The organism is Cupriavidus pauculus, assembly GCF_002858765.1.
Lineage (GTDB): Bacteria > Pseudomonadota > Gammaproteobacteria > Burkholderiales > Burkholderiaceae > Cupriavidus > Cupriavidus pauculus_B.
On record NZ_PJRP01000015.1, the window covers coordinates 170,346 to 190,172 of the forward strand.

A 19,827-nucleotide genomic window follows, 5' to 3' on the forward strand; every position below is an offset into this window, starting at 1 on the left:
GCGGAACCCAGGGAGACTGCCATGGCAGGCCTGATGATGTCTCGCGTACCGGCTGCCCTCGGCGCGGCGCTGGCCGCTGCGCTGGCAGGTTGCGCCACCGGCCCCGATATCCGTACCGACTACAACCACAGCACCGATTTTTCCCAGTACCGCACCTTTGCCTTCCTGCCGCGCCTGGGCACGGACCGGCAGGGCTATGAAAGCCTGACAACGCAGTATCTGAAGGATGCGGTGACGAAGGAGATGACGGCGCGTGGCTATGAATATGCGCCGCGCCAGCCCGACCTGCTGGTCAACTTCAACATGCAGTTCCAGCAGAAGATCGTCAGCAACCCGGCGCCGATGCCGCCGCCGGGCTATATGGGCTACTACGCCTACCGGGGCGGCCTCTATGCGCCGTGGCCTGGCTACGGCTTCTACAGCGATACCTATACGTATACCGAGGGCACCCTGAACATCGATCTGGTCGACGCCAGAAAGAACCAGCTCGTATGGGAAGGGGTGGCCCAGGGCGATGCCAGCGAGCCGGAGCGGCAGACCAGCCAGCTGATGATCGAGCAGGTGGTGGGGCTGATCTTCGCGAAGTATCCATTCCGTGCCGGCATCGGGGCGCCGAGTCAATAAGGCGTGGCAAAGTCGTAAGTTTTTCCGCGCCGGCCCCGTCCCGCCCAGCCAGACCCGCTACAATCGCTGCCCGTGGTTTTGAACGTGTCATATCTAAAATGGGTCTGGGCTGGTTCGGATTGTCGACCTTCTGGCTGTTGCCGCTTGTCTGGCGAACGGTAGGCCGTGTGCTTGCCGGCGATCGCCGCCTGTTCGGCCGTGGCTCGCTGCGTATATGGATGGGTACGGCGCTGGTGCTGGGCGCCAGTGCCACGCTGGAAGCGCTGACTGGCGGCGAGGGCGAAGGCGCCACGGCCGGTGGCGCCTTGGGGCATGCGCTGGCTGGTACGGTGTCCGGCATGCTGGGCTGGACCGGCGCGCTGCTGATGATGCTGGCCGTGCTGGGGCTGGCCGCGCCGATGGTGTTTGGCGAAACCTGGCGCAGCCTGTTCCTGCTGCGCCGCCCGCGTGCGGAAGCCGACGAGGCGCCGGCTCCGGCGCCCGCTCGCACCGAATCGCGCGTGGAAACGCGCTCCGATTTCCGCACGGACTCGCGCTCCGATTTCCGCAACGATTTCCGAAACGATTTCCGAAACGATACGCGCGCCGAGGCTGCGCCCTCGCAGGCCGCGTCGCGCGATGGCACCGACCGCTGGGAAACGACGTCGATGCCGGGGCAGAGCCGGCAGGCGCCGCGCCACAAGGGTATCGAAGCCGTATCCGCACGCCGCCAGCCGGCCTGGCAACCGCCGCCGCGCACGCGCCAGTCGCCCCCGCAACCGGGCGAGATCTGGCTGCATCAGGCTGGCGCGCCCGGCGCCGTGAAGAGCGAGCCGGTGGCCGAAGCGGCCCGTCCGGCGTCCAGGCCCGAAGCGGCCACGCCACCCGCGAAGCCCACGCAACCGAAGCCGCAGCCGAAGCCGCAACCCCGGCCCGAAGCCAAGCCCGCCGCGCCGCAGGCCACCGTGGTCAGCAGCCCGTTCCGCAACCCGCAGTTGGGCCTGCGTTCGGCCATCACGACGTTGCCTGATGCGATGGCAAAGTCCGCAGCGGTGGCGGCAAGCGGCGCTGCGGCCGTGGCGGCACAGGCCGACTCGGATGTGGCCGTTGTCGAAGCCCCGCCCGTGACCGATTCGGCGGCCAACACGCTGCCCGATTCGCTGACCAACACGCTGACCAACACGCTGCCCGATTCGCTGGCCGATTCGCTGACGGACACGCAAGCTGTCTCGCGCGCCGCCGAGATCGCGGCCGACATCGCCATGATCGCCGCTGCCGCCGACGTGGCGGACGATTCCGCCACCCCCGCGCAGGCAGACGAGCCGGTCACGCTGGCGTCGATTCGCGATGAAGCGATGACGCTGCTGGCCGAACTGCGCGCGCTGGCAGGCAAGCCGATCGAGGCGCCCGCTGTCCCAGTGCCGGCGGACGCCGAACCGCTGGAGACGGTGGTAGACCCGGCGCCGATCCAGCAAGCCGTCGCGCCGATGGCGGCCGTTGAGGCTGTGGAGGCTGTGGCGGCCGTCACGGTCGACCAGACCGTCGAAGTCGAAGTCGAAGCCGAAGCCGAAGCCGAAGCCGATCCGGCTGCAGCGATGTTCGACGCCGTGTCGACCATCGATTCCCCCGAGCCCGTCGAACGGATCGCGCCGGCTTTGTCCGTCGAGACAGCCGAGACCTTCGCGCTGCCATCCGTAGCGCCGGAAGCCCCGGTGCCGTCGGCATCGGAAGCCATCGATGCCGCCGTCGCCGCGTCGATCTCGGAGGCTGAGGCCGAAGCCGAGGCGGACGCCGACATCGAATGGACCGCTGAAACCCTGGTGGCAGCAAACGCCGCCGCCGATCCGCTGGCCGACATCGACGCCACGGCACCTATCGAGGCAACCGATCCGGTGCCAGCGGCCGGCGTCGCCATGACGGAAGAGCCCGCGCCGGTGGAGGATGCAAACGCCTTCGTCCAGCCCACGCCAAAGCCGCGCATCGTGCTGCCGGCCGTGGTCGGCAATACCGTGGCGCTTGCCCCGGCAGCGCCCGTTGCCGCTAAGGCGGCATTTGTAGTGGCGCCTGCGCCGCTTCCGACGCCTCCGGCCCCCCGCGTGGCGGTCGACTACCGCCTGCCGGGTACCGATCTGCTGGAAGCCGCCGCAGCGGCCGGCGAGAGCGCCGAGCAGATTTCGGAAGAGCGCCTGCAGCAGACCAGCGAACTGATCGCACAGCGGCTGGCCGAATTCAAGGTGCCGGTGTCGGTGGTGGGTGCCAGTGCCGGTCCGGTCATTACCCGTTTCGAGGTCGATCCGGCCGTCGGCGTGCGCGGCGCGCAGGTGGTGGGGCTGATGAAAGACCTGGCGCGTGCGCTGGGCGTGACGTCGATCCGCGTGGTCGAGACCATCCCGGGCAAGACCTGCATGGGGCTGGAACTGCCCAATGCGAAGCGCGAGATGATCCGGTTGTCCGAGATCGTCAGCGGCAGCGCGTTCGATGCCCATGCATCGAAGCTGGTGCTGGCGATGGGCAAGGACATCACGGGCAACCCCGTGGTGACGGACCTGGCCCGTGCGCCGCACCTGCTGGTGGCCGGCACGACCGGCTCGGGCAAGTCGGTGGCGGTCAACGCCATGATCCTGTCGATGCTCTACAAGGCCACGCCGGAAGACGTGCGCCTGATCATGATCGACCCGAAGATGCTGGAACTGTCGGTCTACGAGGGCATTCCGCACCTGCTGGCGCCGGTGGTGACCGACATGAAGCAGGCTGCGCACGCGCTGAACTGGTGCGTGGGCGAGATGGAAAAGCGCTACCGGCTGATGTCGGCGCTGGGCGTGCGCAATCTGGCCGGCTACAACCAGAAGATCCGCGCGGCCGAAGCCGCCGAACAGAAGGTGCCGAATCCGTTCTCGCTGACCCCCGACGCGCCGGAGCCGCTGTCCACGCTGCCGCTGATCGTGGTGGTGATCGACGAACTGGCCGACCTGATGATGGTGGCGGGCAAGAAGATCGAGGAACTGATCGCCCGCCTGGCACAGAAGGCGCGCGCGGCGGGCATCCACCTGATCCTGGCCACGCAGCGGCCGTCGGTGGACGTGATCACGGGCCTGATCAAGGCGAACATCCCCACGCGCGTGGCATTCCAGGTGTCGTCCAAGATCGACTCGCGCACCATCCTGGACCAGATGGGCGCCGAAAGCCTGCTGGGGCAGGGCGACATGCTGTTCCTGCCACCGGGCACCGGGTATCCGCAGCGCGTGCATGGCGCCTTCGTGGCGGACGAGGAAGTGCACCGCGTGGTGGAGCACTGGAAGCAGTTCGGCGAGCCGGACTATGACGAAGCCATCCTGGCCGGCGATGCGCCGGAAGGCGCTGCCGACCTGTTCGGCGAAGGCGGCAGCGATGGCGAGGCGGACCCGCTCTACGACGAGGCCGCGCAATTCGTGCTGACGTCGCGCCGGGCGTCGATCTCGGCCGTGCAGCGGCAATTGCGCATCGGCTACAACCGTGCGGCGCGCCTGATCGAGCAGATGGAAGCCGCCGGACTGGTGTCGCCGATGGGCCGCAACGGCACCCGCGAGGTCATTGCGCCCGGCGGCCCGGGCGACTGAACGGCACACGCCGGAAGAGGTCATCGCCATGCGCGCCATCCAGGGCAACCTGCTGCACGACATTCCGGTCCACGCCGATGGCGAGGTCTTTACGGACCTGCTGTCCTGGCAGGCCACGGGCCGGGTCCGCATCGAGCGGATCGTCTCGAACGGCCAGGCCAGCCCGCCGGATTTCTGGTACGACAGCGCCGACGACGAGTGGGTGCTGGTGATCACCGGCAGCGCCAAGGTGGAAATCGACGATGGCACCACCCACATGCTGGGCGCGGGAGACTGGCTCCAGCTGCCCGCCCGGTGCCGCCATCGCGTGGCCTGGACCGACGCGGCGCAGCCCACGGTCTGGCTGGCCATCCACGTGACGCCCGAAGCCACGTAGCTTCCCGTTCCCGCACGCGGGATGGGGTTCGAGACGCTGCTTGCCGGGTTGTGCCGTTTGAACCGCGTGCCGGCCCCCCGGCACCTCTCTCCGACGTGGGAGAGGGGCGCAAATCAGCGACAGCTTGTATGGCCCTCGTATGGCTTTATGATGTCGGGACAAATCCCCCGGAGACTCCGGCTTGTCCCCCATGCCCCGGCTGCTCGTCGTCTGGTTCTCGCTTGCCTGCCTGTTCGGCCCGGCCGCCCACGCTGCCCAGCCCGACACCCTGCGCATTGGCTCCAAGCGCTTCACCGAGTCGTTCATCCTTGGCGAAATCCTGACCCAGGCCGCTGCCGCCCATGCCGGCGCGCGCCACCTGCCGGGCCTTGGCAATACCGCCATCGTGTTCGAGGCGCTCAAGGCCGGCAATATCGATGCGTATCCCGACTACACCGGCACGCTGGCCAGCGAGGTGCTGAAGCTGCCCGGCCACGCCACACTGGAACAGATCAACGCCGCACTGGCGCCAATGGGGCTGGGCGCGGCCATTCCGCTGGGATTCGAGAATACCTACGCCATCGCGGTAGCCGACGCCCGCGCGGGCAGCCTGCGTACGCTGGCCGACCTGGCGCGTCAGCCGACCATGCGGTTGGGCCTGTCGCACGAATTCCTGGGGCGTGCCGATGGCTGGCCGGCACTGGTACGGGCCTATGGCCTGCCGCAGAAGCCGGTCGGCATCGATCACGGCATTGCCTACGAGGCCCTGCGCGACGGCCAGATCGACGGCACCGACATCTACTCGACCGACGCCAAGATCCACAAATTCCATCTGCGGGTGCTGGAAGACAACCTGCACGTGTTTCCCGGCTACGCGGCCGTGATCGTCTATCGGCTGGACGTGCCGCAGCGCTTTCCGGCCGCCTGGCAGGCGTTGCAGCAACTGGCAGGTCGGATCACGGTGACCGACATGATCGACATGAACGCGGCGGCGGAGATCGGCAGGGAATCGTTCGCCGCCATCGCGCGGCGGTTTCTTGCGGGGCGGCCGGCCGGTGCGGCAAGCTCGGCAAGTACGGCGGGCGCGGCGAGTGCGGCGGCTGGCGGCGCAGCCAGCGGCAGCGGCCGGCGGCTGATCGACGTGCTGACCGGTGCCGATACGTGGCGGCTGACGCTGCGCCACCTGGCGCTGGTGGGCGGCGCGGTGGGCGCGGCCACGCTCTTGGGAGTGCCCCTGGGTATCGTGGCGGCGCGCCGGCGCCGGCTTGGTCAGGTGCTGCTGGCACTGGTGGGCATGCTGCAGACGGTGCCGTCGCTGGCGCTGCTGGCCATGCTGATTCCGCTGCTCGGGCAGATCGGGGTCTGGCCGGCGATGATCGCGCTGTTCCTGTACGCGCTGCTGCCTATCGTGCGCAATGCCTGCACGGGCCTGCAGGGAATTTCCCAAGGCATGCGCGATGCCGCGCGGGCGCTTGGGTTCCGGCCGATGCAGGTGCTGCGCCACGTGGAAATTCCGCTGGCCATGCCGGTGGTGCTGGCCGGGGTAAAGACCGCCGCCATCATCAGCGTCGGCACGGCCACGATTGCCGCCTTCGTGGGGGCTGGCGGCTATGGCGAGCGCATCGTCACCGGCCTTGCGCTCAATGATTCGACACTGCTGCTGGCGGGCGCCATCCCGGCCGCGCTACTGGCGCTGCTGGTACAGGGCGCGTTCGGCGGCGTGGAATGGTGGACGCGCCGGCGGCGCTTGTCCTGAGGCCAACCGATCTGTGATGCCCATGCGTGGATTGAAGATATGCCGATACTGGCTGCTGGCGATGGCCCTGGCACCGATGGCTGGCGTGGTATTTGGCGCCCCGCCAGCGCCGGCTGACCAGATTGCGCGCGGGCGCTATCTGGCCCGCATCGCCAACTGCGTGGCGTGCCACACGGCCGAAGGGGGCGCGCCCATGGCCGGCGGCCTGGCGCTGCAGACCGGCGTCGGCACGGTGTACTCGACCAACATCACGCCCGATGCCGACACCGGGCTCGGGCGCTATTCGCTCGACGATTTCGATCGTGCCGTGCGCCACGGCCAGGCGCGCGGCGGCAAGCGGCTGTATCCGGCCATGCCCTATACGTCGTACGCGAAGATGACGCGCGACGACGTGGCTGCCCTCTACGCCTGGATGCGCAGCGACGTGAAGCCCGTGCGCCAGGCCAATCGGGAGACAACACTGCGGTGGCCCTACAGCCAGCGCTGGCTGCTGGTGCCTTGGAACTGGCTGAACCTGCCTGGCGAGCCGGTGCGTGCCGACGCAAAACAGGGCCAGGCGTGGCAGCGCGGCGCCTACATCGTGCAGGCCGTGGCCCATTGCGGCGCCTGCCATACGCCGCGCGGCATGCTGTATGGCGAAAAGGGCATCGACGAACGCAGCCGCCACTTTCTGTCCGGCGCGACCGTCGAGGGCTGGTCGGCCACCAATCTCACCGGCGACACGTTGACCGGCCTTGGCGCGTGGTCGAAAGCAGACCTGGCGGAGTACCTGCACACGGGCCGCAATGCCCACGCCACGTCGTTCGGGCCCATGTCGACGGTCATCGCCACGTCCACGCAGTTCATGAGCGCCACCGATCTTGACGCCGTGGCCACCTATCTGAAGTCGATCGCCGGCGCCCGGGGCGAGACGCAGCCGTTCCGCTACGACGCGTCGGCGCAGCAGCAGCTCGATCAAGGCCGCTTCGATACGCCAGGCGCGCGCCAGTACGCCACGTTCTGCATGCCTTGCCACCAAAGCACCGGCAAGGGCTTTGCGCGCGTGTTTCCGCCGCTGGCCGGCAATCCGACCGTCGTCGATCCGAATCCGGCATCGCTGGTCAACCTGCTGCTCGATGGCGCCGTGACGGCACGCGTCGACACGGCGCCCACCGATTACCACATGCCCGGCTACGGCTGGACCCTGGAAGACCAGGAACTGGCCAATCTGCTGACGTTCATCCGGGGCAGCTGGGGCAATCGCGCCGCGCCGGTGACCCAGGAAGCCGTGGCCGAGCGACGCCGCGCAATGGGCGTGCGCACCCCTGAAACCCCATGACGCCATGACCATTACCCGCAGAGACTTTCTGAACGGCACCGCCCTGACCGTGGCGGCGGGCCTGGCGCCCGGGCAGCTGCTGGCGGCCCCCGGGGCGGCCACGGGCAGCTACCCGCCCGCGTTGACGGGGCTGCGCGGCAACCATGCCGGCACCTATACGCTGGCGCACAGCCTGGCGCGCGAAGGCGCCACCTATCCGGGCGTGCTGGCCAAGGAAGCGTATGACCTGGTCGTGGTGGGCGGGGGCATCAGCGGCCTGGCGGCGGCGTGGTTCTATCAGCGCCGATTCGGCGCCAAGCGGCGCATCCTGATCCTCGACAATCACGACGACTTCGGCGGCCATGCCAAGCGTAACGAGTTCACCGTGCGTGGCCGCACGCTGGTCACGTACGGTGGCAGCGCGGAAATGCCGCCTTCGGCCAACGACAACGCCGCCGTGCGTAGCTTGCTGGCCGGGTTGGGGCTGGCGCCTACCGCACAGGCGCGGGCCTTGCCCGGTGAAGACTATGAGCGCCGCGGCCTGGGGCGAGCCGTGTTCTTCGATGCCGGGCATTTCGGCCGCGATCAATGGCTGGCCGGCGATCCGTATGCGGCCATCGTCGATGCACGCCTGCGTGGCGCGGCTGCATCGACCAACGCGGCCGATCAGATCGACATACTGCGCGGTTTTCTGGCGAAAGCGCCATTGCCGGCCGCCGACCGCGATGCGCTGGCGCGGCTGGCGCAGGGATCCACCGATTTTCTGGCGGGCATGCCCGCCGAGACCCGGCGCGGGTATCTGCAGTCCACCCGCTACGCAGCGTTCTTGCGCGACAAGGCTGGGCTGGGGCTGGCCGGACTACGGTTCTTGCGCAGTCGCAGCCAGGACGCCTACGCGCTCGATGCGGATGGCATCACGGTGGCGCAGGCCATCGCCATCGGGCTGCCGGCCGGGGCTGGCATGCCCGACCCGAGTGTGGATGCCAGGCTGGGCAAGTCGCCGGCATCGCGCCAGTGGTTTGCAGATGGCAACGCCACGCTGGCCCGTGCGCTGGTGGCGCAACTGGTGCCCAATGTGTCGCCGGTCGGCGGTGTTGCGGGAACCAGCCGCTTTGACTACGGCAAGCTCGACCAGGACGGCAGCGCCGTGCGCATCCGGCTGAACAGCACCGCGATCGCGGTCGAGCCCGATGTGCGCATCACGCGCGTGACCTACGGCTGGCAGGGCAACCTGCAACGGGTGGAGGCGCAGCACGTGATCGTGGCCGGGTACGGCATGATGGTGCCGTTCATCGTGCCGACCCTGCCGGCGCCGGCCAAGGCAGCGCTGCGCGCGGACGTCAAGGCGCCGCTGGTCTACACGAAGGTGGCGCTCGACAACTGGCGCGCATTCGACGCGTTGAAGGCGTGGCGCGTCCATGCGCCGACCATGGCGTATTCCGATCTCTGGCTGGAGCCCACGGCGGGCGGGCGGGACGATCCGGTGGTGCTGCACATGCTGTATGTGCCGACGGTGCCCGACAGCGGCATGCAGGCGCGCGAGCGCTTCCGGGCGGGACGGGCGTTCCTGCTGGGCACGCCCTTCGATGTGCTGGAACGGGATATCCGCGCGCAGCTGGATCGCATGCTGGCGCCGGGTGGCTTTCAATCGGGACGCGATATCCGCGGTATCACCGTCAACCGCTGGGCGCACGGCTACAGCTACATGCCTTCCACGCTGGTGCCAGACGACGCGGGCCTGCAAGGCGCGCTGGAGCAGGCTGGGCTGGGCGTTGGCAACGTCCGTATTGCTGGCGCCGATGTGGCCGGAAGTCCTTCGGTCACCGCTGCCATCGACCAGGCGCTGCGCGCGGTGTCGTCGCTGCGGGCCGACAGTTGACCGGTGGCAGCGGGTTGCTGGCACCTGGCCGGCCTCAAGTCGCGCGCGCGGTATTCGCCTGCAGGTACTGCTGACCGGCGGATTCAGCCGCCATTGACGAACTTGTAGAGCAGCCGGCGAAATTCCTCGAACTCCTCAACAGTAAATCCCTGCAGGCGCTGATTCAATACCTCTGGTGCAATAGTCGGGATTTCCGAGGCGATACTCCGGCCTTTCGCGGTCAGGGTCAAATTCACCACGCGGCGGTCGTCAATGCTGCGGCTGCGTTCGAGCAGGCCCTTTTCTTCGAGTTTGTCCAGCATGCGGGTCATCAGGCCGCTATCGATGCCGAGGAGCTTGCTGATCTCGAACGGGGTACTGGCCATCCCCCGGGTGAGTGAAAGCAGAATACCCATCTGTTGGCCATTGATGTCCAGCGGGCGCAGCGCCGAGTCCATTTCCATCAGAAGGCTGTTGCGCGCCTTGTTCAGATGGAAGCCAATGCTTTGCGTCAGTTGGAAATTGTCAGGTGTGTAGTGCTTCACGACGGTTTCCTTTGCGTTGCACTGATCGAAAGTTGATCGGTCAGCAACCGATCCACGCCCCGAGCGAATGCTGTGTTGCTGGCATTCGTCGGAGCGTAGTCTGGCAAAACCGATGAGGAATGGGAATTCAATTTTATTGTGTCTCGAATTAGATGAAATGAAATGCGTGAAACTGTACCGGAGAGATTTTCACTGATGCAATTGGAGGAAATTGGATAATCCCCCGTACGGGTTATCGAATGACTCGACATTATGTCAATGTGTGACGCCAGTAATGCTTTCGCCTGCAATATCACGGCGTTACCCTGCGAAAGTACTTAAGGCGGGATGCGAGAAAGTTCATCACGGCGCGGTGCGCATCTGGTGGGGCACTCCGGTACATTGCCCGGCAGGGGCTTGATATGTCACACAGGCCCATGTCGAACGATGCTTTGGAGTTCACCCAATGCGAGTGCCAGTTGCACGAAACCCCGGACGAAAACCCGCACGAAAATCACTACAAAAATTCGTAGGTGAGGTGGTCGGCGGTCTCTGCATCGCGGCAGGCCGGGGTGGCGGCGGTGGTGGTGGACCCCACGCCGGCGCGGCTGCTGGGCATGCTGGTGCAGTGGCAGCATTCGTTTGCCGGGCAGAGCAGCCGGCCCGACGTGCAGTCGCTGACGGCCCAGCCGTTCATGATCTTCAACCTGCCGCACGGTTGGTATGTGCGGTCCACGGGCACCTGGACCTTCGATCTGCAGCATGGCACGTACTACGTGCCGGTCGGCCTGGGCGCGGGCAAGGCGTGGAAAGACGGTCACACCATCTTCAACGCGTTTATCGAGCCGCAGTATTCCGTGCTGCATGAGGGCAGCGGCGTTCCGCAATGGACGATATTCGCCGGTCTGAACATGACCTTCGGCAAATGAAACGCACCTGGGCAGTGCTCGCGGTGATGGCATCGGCGTGGCTGGGCGGCGCGCCGGCACCGGTACGTGCCGAGCCCGAGCCGCCCGCTGGCGAAGCCGCGGCGCCGGCGCCAGCATCGGCGCCGGCCGACAAGGCCACCGCACCCAAGCCGAAGCTGTCGCTATTCGACCCCCAGGACGGGATGTTCGACATGAGCGACTTCCTGCTTCACCACAAGGGCGCGTTGCCGGTGCCGACGATCATCACCGAGCCGGCCGTGGGCTACGGCTTCGGGCTGGCGCTGGCATTCTTTTCGGAGTCGATGGCGGATGCCGCGGCCGAGGCCCGGGCGTCGGGCAAGGGGCCGGCGCCGCCCAATATCACGGCCGTCGGCGGGGCCTACACCGAAAACGGCACCTGGGCGGCCGGCGCCGCGCATTTCCACACATGGGGCGGGGACCGCATCCGCTATCTGGGCGCGATCGGCAAGGTCAACGCCAACCTTGAATACTTCGGCCTGCAGAACCAGCCGCGCACCTATTCGCTGGATGGCTTTGCGGTGGTGCAGCAGGTGCTGTTCCGCGTCGCCGATTCCCATTGGTATATCGGGCCGCGCTACGTCTATGCGGATACCACGGCCACCTTCAAGTTTGGCGCTTCGGCCAATGAACTGGCGCCCGTGGACAAGAGCCAGCGCATCGGCAAGGGCGGCCTGGTCGTCGACTACGATTCGCGCGACAACATCTTCTTCCCGAACAAGGGCAGCTACGCGGAATTCGAGGCCCAGTTCGCGCGTGGCGGCCTGGGCAGTACGCAGGACTTCAACATGTTCAATGCGCGCGGCTTCACGTGGCTGCCGCTGGCGCGCACGTGGATTCTGGGGCTGCGGGGCGACACCAAGTTTTCGTCCGGAGACGTGCCGTTCTACGCGCAGCCGTACGTGGACCTGCGCGGCGTGCAGAAGGGCCGCTACCAGGACCGCAACGCGCTGGTGGCCGAGGCCGAGCTGCGCTGGGACGTGACGCCGCGCTGGTCGGTGCTGGCGTTTTCGGGCATGGGCAAGGCCTACGGCCGCTGGAACGATTTCTCGGACGCCTCTACGGTTGTCAGCGTCGGCGGTGGGTTCCGCTACATGATCGCGCGCAAGCTGGGGCTGTCGATGGGGATCGACGTGGCCCACAGCAAGAACCAGAACGCGTTCTACCTGCAGGTGGGCAGCGCCTGGCACTAGGCGCTGCCGTTCCGTTCAGGCGTTATCGCGTCAGACCACGGCCGGGAAGTCCAGCGTGGTGTCGTTGACGCGGTTGATCATATTGGTGAACAGGATCGCGCTGATGGCCTGGATGGCCTCGACGACCTGCGCATCCGTGTAGCCGGCTGCGCGCACCGCTTCCACGCTGGCCGCCGGCACGGTGCCGCTGGTGCCCACCAGTTCCACGGCGAAGCGCGTCAGCGCATCGATCTTCGCGTCTTCCGGAAATCTGCCCCGCCGCAACTGCTGCGTCTGCTCCACGCTGAAACCGGCCATCTTCGTGGCGGTCAGCGTATGGGCGGCCAGACAATAATCACAACCGCTGTGTTCGCTGACCGAGAGGTTGATCGCTTCCAGTTCCTTGGCAGACAGGCTGCCTTGCTTCAGCACGGCGTTGGTCTGCAGCGCCTGGGCCAGCACGGCCGGCGCGTTGCTGCCGATGGTGGCGTAGGCGTTCGGCACCTTGCCGACAGCCTTGCGAATGGCGCCGAACAGTTCGGCGGTCTGGCCCGTGGCGTCCTGGGCGGCGATCGTATGCAGGCGGGTGGTCATGATGTGGCTCCTTGAGACTTGGTTGGGTATCGATTCAGGGTTCGGGCGCCGCATCTGCCTTGCATCCGGCTGGGTTGCAGCGCTGCCTTGGACTCAATGGTAGGTGCGGCTGCGATCCGGATGGATTAGAATCCACTCAACTTTTTGCTTGATCGTCTCACGGCCCCCAACATCCCCATGGACAGCCTTAGCGAACTGGTGCGCCTGCTGGCGCCATCCGGCACCGTCGACCTGCATTGCCGGGTGGCCGGCGCCTGGTCCGCCCACAACGCGCAGGCCGCGCCAGGGCACGTGCCGTATCACGCCATCCTGGATGGCCAGGCCGATGTGTCGATGGGTGCCGAGCCGGTGCGCGTGGCGGCGGGCGATGTGCTGCTGTTCCCGCACGGCGCGGCGCATACGCTGTCTGGCGTGCACGGTGGCAGGACCCGCGCGGCGGATGCCCGCCCGGTTTCGTCCCCCGATTCGCACCCCGATTCTCACCCCGATTCGTCCCCCGATTCGTCCGCTGAACCCGGATCGGAATCGCGCCATTTCAACGGCGTGGTGACCGAGGTCACGGTGCCGGGCGCGGCCGAGCCGCTCGACATCCTCTGCGGCACCTTCGTGCTCGGCAGTTCGGCCGGCGTGCTGCTGCGCGCGCTGCCCGAGATGCTGTGCGTCAAGACCGGCGGCAACGGCGATGCCGGCCTGGGCTGGCTGCGTGGGTTGATCGGCATGATGCACGTGGAGGCCGACGCGCCGGCGCCCGGCAGCGCGGCGATCATCGCTGACCTGTCCACCGCGCTGTTCACGGTGCTGCTGCGCACGCTGATTGCGCAGGGCGCGGTATCGCACGGCGTGATGGCGCTGATGGCCGACGCGCGCATGGCACGGGCGGTGGACGCCGTCGTCCGCCATCCAGAGCGGCCGTGGACCGTCGATAGCCTGGCGGAAGTCTGCAACATGTCGCGGGCCACGCTGGCCCGGCGCTTTGCCCAGCTTGGCATCACGCCGCTGGAACTGGTGACCACGCTGCGCATGGAGCGCGCCGCTCGGCTGCTGCGGCGGGACGGCCTGTCGGCGGCGGCGGTGGCCGAACAGTGCGGCTACGCATCGCAGGCCGCGTTCGGCCGGGTATTCACCCAGCATTACGGCGTGGGCCCGGGCGCCTATCGCCGCCAGCAACGCGAACTTCGCAGCGCACGCGCGACGGCCCAGTTGTCGGGGGATGCCGCATGAGCACCGGCGGCACCACAAGAACGTCCGGCCGGGCCGGCGACAACTGGGACGACTATCGCTACTTCCTGGCCGTGGCACGCGGCGGCACGTTGTCGGCCGCCGCCGCGCAGCTTGGCACCGAGCACACCACCGTCGCGCGGCACATCCAGGCGCTGGAGCGGGTGCTGAACACGCGGTTGTTCCACAAGAGCCATGTCGGCTACGCGCTGACGGCTGCCGGCGAACGGCTGCTGGCCACGGCGGAGGCCATCGAGAGCGCGCTGCTGGCATCGAAGGCGGCTGCGGCGGGCGAGCAGGATATCGCCGGCATCGTGCGGGTGGGCGCGCCTGACGGCTTCGGCAGCATGTTCCTGGCGCCGCGCATCCATACGCTGACGGCCCAGCATCCCCGGCTGGAGGTGGAGATCTTTGCCGCCGCGCGCCTGTTCAGCCTGACCCGGCGCGAGGCCGATATCGCCATCGGCCTTTCGGGTGCCGATCACCTGCGCGTGGCGTCGCGCCGCCTGACCGACTACCGGATGTACGTCTACGGCGCAAAGTCGTACCTGAAGCGGGCCGCGAAGATCCATACGAAGCAGGACCTGCTGGCGCATCCGTTCGTCGGCTACGTGGAGGAACACCTGTTTTCGCCGGAACTGAGCTTTGCCGGCGCCACCGGCGTCGATTACCACGCCCGCGTGCGCAGCACCAACCTGCTGACCCAGGTACACGCGACGCTGGCGGGGCAGTGCCTGTGCATCATTCCGGCCTATGTCGCGGCGGCGTTTCCGCAGCTGGTGCCCGTGCTGCCAGATCAGGTGGAGGTGACCCGCACCTTCCACATGCATGTCCACGAGGATCACTGGAAGGCGGCCCACGTCCGCGCCGTGGCCAACTTCATTGCCGAGCAGGTCGATGCCAGCGTCTCGCTGTTCATGACCGGCGAGTGAGTGGGAGCAGGGCGCCGGTTGTGCATTTATGCACAACCGATGCGGATTTTAGGCCTGTCGTTGTGCGGAAACCGGGCGAATAATGGTGGCGTTTTCATCACTGGTCGTTCCACCGTGCCTGTCGCCCCCGCTGCTGCCTCCGCCACCCCTGGCGACGTTTCCTCGCCGTCCCCATCCGGTTCTCTCCGCCGCCTGCTGCGCACAGCCGCGCAGGTGGCCGGCTTGCTGTCGATCTGGTTCGCCGCCGACTGGCTGACCCGCACGCTGGGCTGGTCGATGTCGCCCGGTGTGGTCGGGCTGCTGGCAGTGCTGGGCCTGCTGCTGTCCGGCAAGGCCGACGTGGGCTGGGTCAAGGACGGCGCCGACTGGCTGCTGGGCGAACTGGTGCTGTTCTTCATCCCGTGCGTGGTGGCCGTGGTCAACTACCTGCCGCTGTTCCGTTCGGAGGGCGTGCAACTGACCATCGCCGTCGCGGTGGGCACGATCCTGGTCATGGCCGCCACCGCGCTGGCCGTGCATGCGGGCTGCCGCCTCGAACGGACAATCCGGCGGCTGCGTGGGCAGCCCGACGAGGCCTGACGCCATGATGTCGTTCCTCTGCCTGGCCTGGACCCTCGCGCTCTATTTCGCCATCAAGCCGCTGTATCGCCGGAACCCCAGAATCTGGTACTCGCCAGCCATCGTCGTGCCGTTGCTGTCCATCGCCGTGCTGCTGATGGCCGACATTCCGTACGCGGCCTACGTGGCCGACACGCGCTGGATGGTCTGGCTGCTGGGGCCCGCCACGATCGCCTTCGCCGTGCCGATCTACGAACACCGCGGCATCGTGCGGCGCCACTGGCTGGCGCTGGCGCTGGGGGTGGTGGCTGGCATGCTCGTGGCGATGGTCAGCGCACGTCTGCTGGCCGAAGCATTCCACTTCAGCAACGAGGTGTCGCGCAGCCTGATGGCCCGATCGGTATCCACGCCGTTCGCGGTCGCCGTGGTGTCGCATACCGGCGGATCGGCCGATCTGGTATCGCTGTTCACCGTCATGACGGGGCTGGTGGGCATGCTCGTGGGCGACGCCGTGCTGGCGCTGCTCAGGCTGCGCTCGCCGGTGGCGCAGGGCGCCTCGCTGGGCGCGGCCGCGCATGGCTTCGGCACCGCGCGGGCTCGCCAGCGTCACACCGAGGAAGGCGTGGTGGCCAGCCTGACCATGGTGCTGGCCGGGGTGCTGATGGTGATCGCCGGTCCGGCGCTGACCGGATGGATCACGGCCGTGGTCGGCTGACATCGGTGGGATAGCGACAGACGGCGACAGGTAGCCACGCCGCGGCAGGCAGCGGCGTAGGACGCGTCTGACACCGCACACCGGCCGTGCTGACTGGCAGGCTCCGTGTCTCGCGGACTAGACTGGCTGGACGATGACCTGTGCCTTCTTGCGGGAGGATGTCGCCATGGCCGCACGTTCCATCGCTTCGCTATCGATCAGCTTCGGGCTGGTTTCCATCCCCGTGAAGGTCTATTCGGCCACTGAAAGCAAGTCGGCCATCAGCTTCAACATGCTGCACAAGGGCTGCGGGTCGCGGCTGCGGCAGCAGTACATCTGCCTGAAGGAAGACGTGGTGGTGGACCGCGCCGACATGGTCAAGGGCTACGAATTCGAGAAGGACCGCTATGTGACCTTTACGCCCGACGAGCTGAAGGCGCTTGAGGATGCCGCCGAGCAGACCATCGACATCGTGTCGTTCATGCCGGTAGGCGCCATCGACCCGATCTACTACGACAAGGCCTATTACCTGGGCCCGGACAAGCGCGGCGGCAAGCCGTACAACCTGCTGGCCGAGGCCATGCGCGAAACCGGCACCTGCGCGCTGGCCAAGTGGGCCTGGAAGGGCAAGCAGTACATGGTGCAGATCCGCGTGGGCGAAGACGGCCTGATCCTGCAGCAACTGCTCTATGCCGACGAAGTGCGCGACATGTCCGACCTGCACGTGGAGCGCACCGACGTGGCGCCTGCCGAACTCAAGCTGGCCCAGCAACTGATCGAGCAGAACGCGGTGGACGGCTACGACGCCAGCGCCTATGTGGACGAGGAAAAACAGCGCATCCTGGAGCAGATCGACAAGAAGATCGCCGGCAAGAAGATCACGGTGGCGGCCGAAACACCGGCGCCGGCCGGTGGCGAGGTGATCGACCTGATGGAGGCGCTGCGCAAGAGCATCGGCAACAACAAGCGCCAGCCGGCAGCGAAGACGGCCGGCAAGGCCGCCGCAGTCAAGGCGGCGGCCCCCGAGGCCCCGGCGCGCAAGACGGCCCGGCGGGCCACGGCGGCTCCGGCCGAAGCGCCGAAGCGCGCAGCGCGCAAGTAGGGCGCCTGGGGCGGCGATGCAAGCCTATTCGATGCGCGACGTGCAGGCCCTGCTGGGCATCTCGCGCAGCGTCATCACGGCGTTGATGACGGCCGGCGTGATCTCGCCCCGACGCGGGGCGCGCCAGGAATACCGGTTCAGCTTCCAGGATGTGGTGCTGCTGCGCACGGCGCAATCGCTGCGCGAGGCGGGCGTGCCGACGCGCCATGTCACGCGGTCGCTGCGGCACCTGCAGGGGCTGGGTGAGGAAGGCCGGCCACCCACCGGCCTGCGCGTGACGGCGGTGGGTGGCGATGTCGCCGTGCAGGACCGACGCGGCCGCTGGCACGTGGAATCCGGCCAGTTCGTGCTGGACCTGGACGACGCCGACCACCAGCGGACCGGCGGCGCCGAGGTCGTGGAAATGCGCCGCCGCACTACAGAGCAGGGGCGGGAGGGGCGCCAGGGACCGCCTCCGGCACAGGACGAAATCGGCCCGTCGGATTGGTTCGAGCGTGGCGTGGCGCTGGAGCGCGTGGCGCCGGGTGATGCCGAGGCCGCGTACCGCCATGCCGTGGCGCAGGCGCCTGACTACCTCGATGCGTGGCTCAACCTGGGATGCCTGCTCTGCGACCAGGGCCGGCTGGCCGAAGCGGCTGCCGAGTACCGCTCGGCGCTAAGTTATCTGCCATATCAACCGTTAATCCATTTCAATCTTGGCGTGGCACTCGAGGATGCCGGTGCCAGGCGTGAGGCGCTGGAAAGCTATCACGCCTGCATCGAACTGGCCCCCGATTTTGCCGACGCCCATTACAACGCCGCGCGACTGCACGAGGCGCTCGGCGACCCGCATCGGGCTATCCGGCACTACAACCAGTACCGTAAGCTCGAGCCGGTGGTCTAGCCGGCACACTGCCGTGGTCACATCCTCCGTGTAGGCGCGCCGCTGACAGCATTCACACGCCCATCCGCCCCACAATCGGCGGAATCGGGCACACGATAACTACGAGGGGACCTTGGCTTTGAAATTCTGGCAGGAGCGCTTTGGCGGCTGGCACGTGTCGCCGCTGACGCTGCTGGGGTGGCTATGTACCTGCCTGTGCTTTGTGGCGGTGGCGGTCTGGCTTGGCCGGCAGCATGCCGATCACCTCGTGACGCAGCGCGAGGCCAGCATCGGCGCCGAGATCGTGGCTACCCTGGAACGCGTGGTGGAGACCGTCGAGGCGCAAGGCCACCAGTACGTGGCACCGCTGGCGGGCAAGCCGTGCGCGGCAGCCAACCGGGCGCTTGCCACCTCGCACAGCTTCATTCCCTACATCCGCACTGCCGCCCTGGTCGAGCGGGGCGTCATCTATTGCTCGGGCACGCGTGGCCCGGTCAATGTGTCGCTGAGCTACTACTTTGCCGATCCGCAGCCGGGCGTGGCCCATCGGCTGATGCTCGTGCAGGGCACGCCGTTCCGCGAGTACGCGCCGGCGCTGGCGATGTTCCTGCCGCAGCCGGGCCAGCCCGACCGGGGCAGCTTCCTGCTGATCGAGGGACGTTATGTCACCGACGCGCTGTCGCACGGGTTGGGGTTCGGCGCGTCGGAAGTCGTGCTGACGGTGGGCCAGGCGTCGATCTATCACGATGGGACATATCTGCCTGCGCCAGTCGCCATGGCCGGCGGCATGGCCACGCTGTCGAAGGCGTGGCCGCTCCAGGTCAACGTGATGGCATCGTTCGAGTATGTCACGGCGATGCACCGCAAGTACGACCTGCTGTACGGCGCCATCGGCCTGCTGGCCGGGCTGCTGGTGGTGGCGGTGTTCCTGCTGGTGGCCGCGCCGCGCCGGCTGCTGTTGCAAGCCGTGCGGCAGGCGCTGAAGCGTGGCGAATTCCATCTGGTGTACCAGCCGATCGTCGAGGTGCACGCGCGGCAGTGGATCGGGGCCGAGGCGCTGCTGCGCTGGCAGCATCCGCGCTGGGGCAGCATTCCGCCGGGGTCGTATATCGAGACGGTGGAGTCGACGCCGCTGATCGACGACATCACGCATTTCGTGCTGCGCCGCGTGGTGGAGGACATCAACCGCTATGGTCCGTCGGCGCCGCTGCACGTGGCGGTCAACGCGGCGCCGCTAAGCCTGCGGCGGCGTACCTTCCTGGGTGATCTGGATACCCTGCAGCGCGCCATGCCGGACGGTTCGGGGCTGGTGCTGGAAATCACCGAGCGCCACCTGCTGGCGGATAGCGGCGCCACGCGCGATGCGTTCGACCGGCTTCACCAGGCCGGCATCCGCCTGGCCGTGGACGACTTCGGCACCCGCAACAGCAACCTGGACCTGATCAAGAGCTTTCCGTTCGACTACCTGAAGATCGACCGCCAGTTCACGCAGGATGTGGACGCCAATGCGCAGGCGCTGCTGCGCAGCATCGTCAGCATGGCGCATCACTTTCATCTGGTGGTGATTGCCGAGGGGATCGAGACCGAGGCACAGCACGCGCTGATCGTCGAAGCCGGCGTGGACTGGGCGCAGGGCTACCTCTATCAGCGGCCCGCCGCGCCGGCCAGCATCCTGGCGCGCCGCGGCATCTGGGTCAACGAACGTGACGACGTCAGCGAAACGGAAGCGGTGTAGGGGAGGCATGCCGGGGGCGTCCTT

17 protein-coding genes are annotated in these 19,827 nt (G+C 67.5%); 15 read left to right on the forward strand and 2 right to left on the reverse strand.

Translation table 11 applies throughout. The annotated features are described in order from the left end of the window. Positions 1 to 21 precede the first annotated feature (21 nt). The 6 genes from CYJ10_RS25600 (at position 22) to CYJ10_RS25625 (ending at position 9,486) form a co-directional block, all read left to right on the forward strand. Complete coding sequence (locus CYJ10_RS25600; protein WP_257993529.1) at positions 22 to 624, forward strand: DUF4136 domain-containing protein; 603 nt, start codon at positions 22 to 24, stop codon at positions 622 to 624. Positions 625 to 722: 98 nt separating this feature from the next. After that, positions 723 to 4,199 carry an FtsK/SpoIIIE family DNA translocase gene (locus tag CYJ10_RS25605; RefSeq protein WP_101684251.1) on the forward strand — a complete coding sequence of 1,159 codons (3,477 nt, stop codon included), beginning with the start codon at positions 723 to 725 and terminating at the stop codon, positions 4,197 to 4,199. Between the two features lie 28 nt (positions 4,200 to 4,227). Further along, positions 4,228 to 4,575, forward strand: coding sequence for a cupin domain-containing protein (locus tag CYJ10_RS25610; RefSeq protein ID WP_101684274.1), 348 nt, complete (start codon positions 4,228 to 4,230; stop codon positions 4,573 to 4,575). Positions 4,576 to 4,765: 190 nt separating this feature from the next. After that, positions 4,766 to 6,310, forward strand: coding sequence for a glycine betaine ABC transporter substrate-binding protein (locus CYJ10_RS25615; protein ID WP_101684252.1), 1,545 nt, complete (start codon positions 4,766 to 4,768; stop codon positions 6,308 to 6,310). Between the two features lie 61 nt (positions 6,311 to 6,371). After that, positions 6,372 to 7,628: a c-type cytochrome gene (locus tag CYJ10_RS25620; RefSeq protein ID WP_257993532.1), complete on the forward strand. Its 1,257-nt coding sequence runs from the start codon at positions 6,372 to 6,374 to the stop codon at positions 7,626 to 7,628. A 4-nt stretch (positions 7,629 to 7,632) separates the two neighbouring features. Beyond that, positions 7,633 to 9,486, forward strand: coding sequence for a flavin monoamine oxidase family protein (locus CYJ10_RS25625; protein WP_101684254.1), 1,854 nt, complete (start codon positions 7,633 to 7,635; stop codon positions 9,484 to 9,486). A gap of 83 nt (positions 9,487 to 9,569) precedes the next feature. Here CYJ10_RS25625 and CYJ10_RS25630 read toward each other — a convergent pair whose 3' ends face one another. Continuing rightward, positions 9,570 to 10,010 (reverse strand): MarR family winged helix-turn-helix transcriptional regulator, encoded by a 441-nt coding sequence (locus tag CYJ10_RS25630; RefSeq protein WP_101684255.1) that lies wholly within the window; start codon positions 10,008 to 10,010, stop codon positions 9,570 to 9,572. Between the two features lie 512 nt (positions 10,011 to 10,522). Between CYJ10_RS25630 and CYJ10_RS25635 the strand changes: the two genes are divergently transcribed. Next, positions 10,523 to 10,918 (forward strand): hypothetical protein, encoded by a 396-nt coding sequence (locus CYJ10_RS25635; RefSeq protein WP_257993530.1) that lies wholly within the window; start codon positions 10,523 to 10,525, stop codon positions 10,916 to 10,918. Beyond that, the gene (locus CYJ10_RS25640; protein WP_146002121.1) at positions 10,915 to 12,129 is read left to right on the forward strand and encodes a BamA/TamA family outer membrane protein; all 1,215 of its coding nucleotides are present in this window, start codon (positions 10,915 to 10,917) and stop codon (positions 12,127 to 12,129) included. Before CYJ10_RS25635 ends, CYJ10_RS25640 begins: the two co-directional genes overlap by 4 nt. 30 nt (positions 12,130 to 12,159) lie before the next feature. Here CYJ10_RS25640 and CYJ10_RS25645 read toward each other — a convergent pair whose 3' ends face one another. Then, the gene (locus tag CYJ10_RS25645) at positions 12,160 to 12,702 is read right to left on the reverse strand and encodes a carboxymuconolactone decarboxylase family protein (RefSeq protein ID WP_101684257.1); all 543 of its coding nucleotides are present in this window, start codon (positions 12,700 to 12,702) and stop codon (positions 12,160 to 12,162) included. Between the two features lie 177 nt (positions 12,703 to 12,879). Between CYJ10_RS25645 and CYJ10_RS25650 the strand changes: the two genes are divergently transcribed. The 7 genes from CYJ10_RS25650 (at position 12,880) to CYJ10_RS25680 (ending at position 19,803) form a co-directional block, all read left to right on the forward strand. Beyond that, positions 12,880 to 13,923 carry an AraC family transcriptional regulator gene (locus CYJ10_RS25650; protein ID WP_101684258.1) on the forward strand — a complete coding sequence of 348 codons (1,044 nt, stop codon included), beginning with the start codon at positions 12,880 to 12,882 and terminating at the stop codon, positions 13,921 to 13,923. Further along, the gene (locus tag CYJ10_RS25655; protein ID WP_101684259.1) at positions 13,920 to 14,852 is read left to right on the forward strand and encodes a LysR family transcriptional regulator; all 933 of its coding nucleotides are present in this window, start codon (positions 13,920 to 13,922) and stop codon (positions 14,850 to 14,852) included. The genes CYJ10_RS25650 and CYJ10_RS25655 overlap by 4 nt, the downstream gene beginning before the upstream one ends. Positions 14,853 to 15,065: 213 nt before the next feature. Continuing rightward, positions 15,066 to 15,431 carry a CidA/LrgA family protein gene (locus CYJ10_RS25660; protein ID WP_257993533.1) on the forward strand — a complete coding sequence of 122 codons (366 nt, stop codon included), beginning with the start codon at positions 15,066 to 15,068 and terminating at the stop codon, positions 15,429 to 15,431. A 4-nt stretch (positions 15,432 to 15,435) separates the two neighbouring features. Further along, a complete protein-coding gene (locus CYJ10_RS25665; protein WP_101684261.1) occupies positions 15,436 to 16,125 on the forward strand; it encodes an LrgB family protein in 690 nt (229 codons plus the stop codon). A 166-nt stretch (positions 16,126 to 16,291) separates the two neighbouring features. Further along, positions 16,292 to 17,206 (forward strand): non-homologous end joining protein Ku, encoded by a 915-nt coding sequence (gene ku / locus CYJ10_RS25670; RefSeq protein WP_101684262.1) that lies wholly within the window; start codon positions 16,292 to 16,294, stop codon positions 17,204 to 17,206. A 16-nt stretch (positions 17,207 to 17,222) separates the two neighbouring features. Further along, a complete protein-coding gene (locus tag CYJ10_RS25675; protein WP_101684263.1) occupies positions 17,223 to 18,089 on the forward strand; it encodes a tetratricopeptide repeat protein in 867 nt (288 codons plus the stop codon). A 112-nt stretch (positions 18,090 to 18,201) separates the two neighbouring features. After that, the gene (locus tag CYJ10_RS25680) at positions 18,202 to 19,803 is read left to right on the forward strand and encodes an EAL domain-containing protein (protein ID WP_101684264.1); all 1,602 of its coding nucleotides are present in this window, start codon (positions 18,202 to 18,204) and stop codon (positions 19,801 to 19,803) included. Positions 19,804 to 19,827 lie beyond the last annotated feature (24 nt).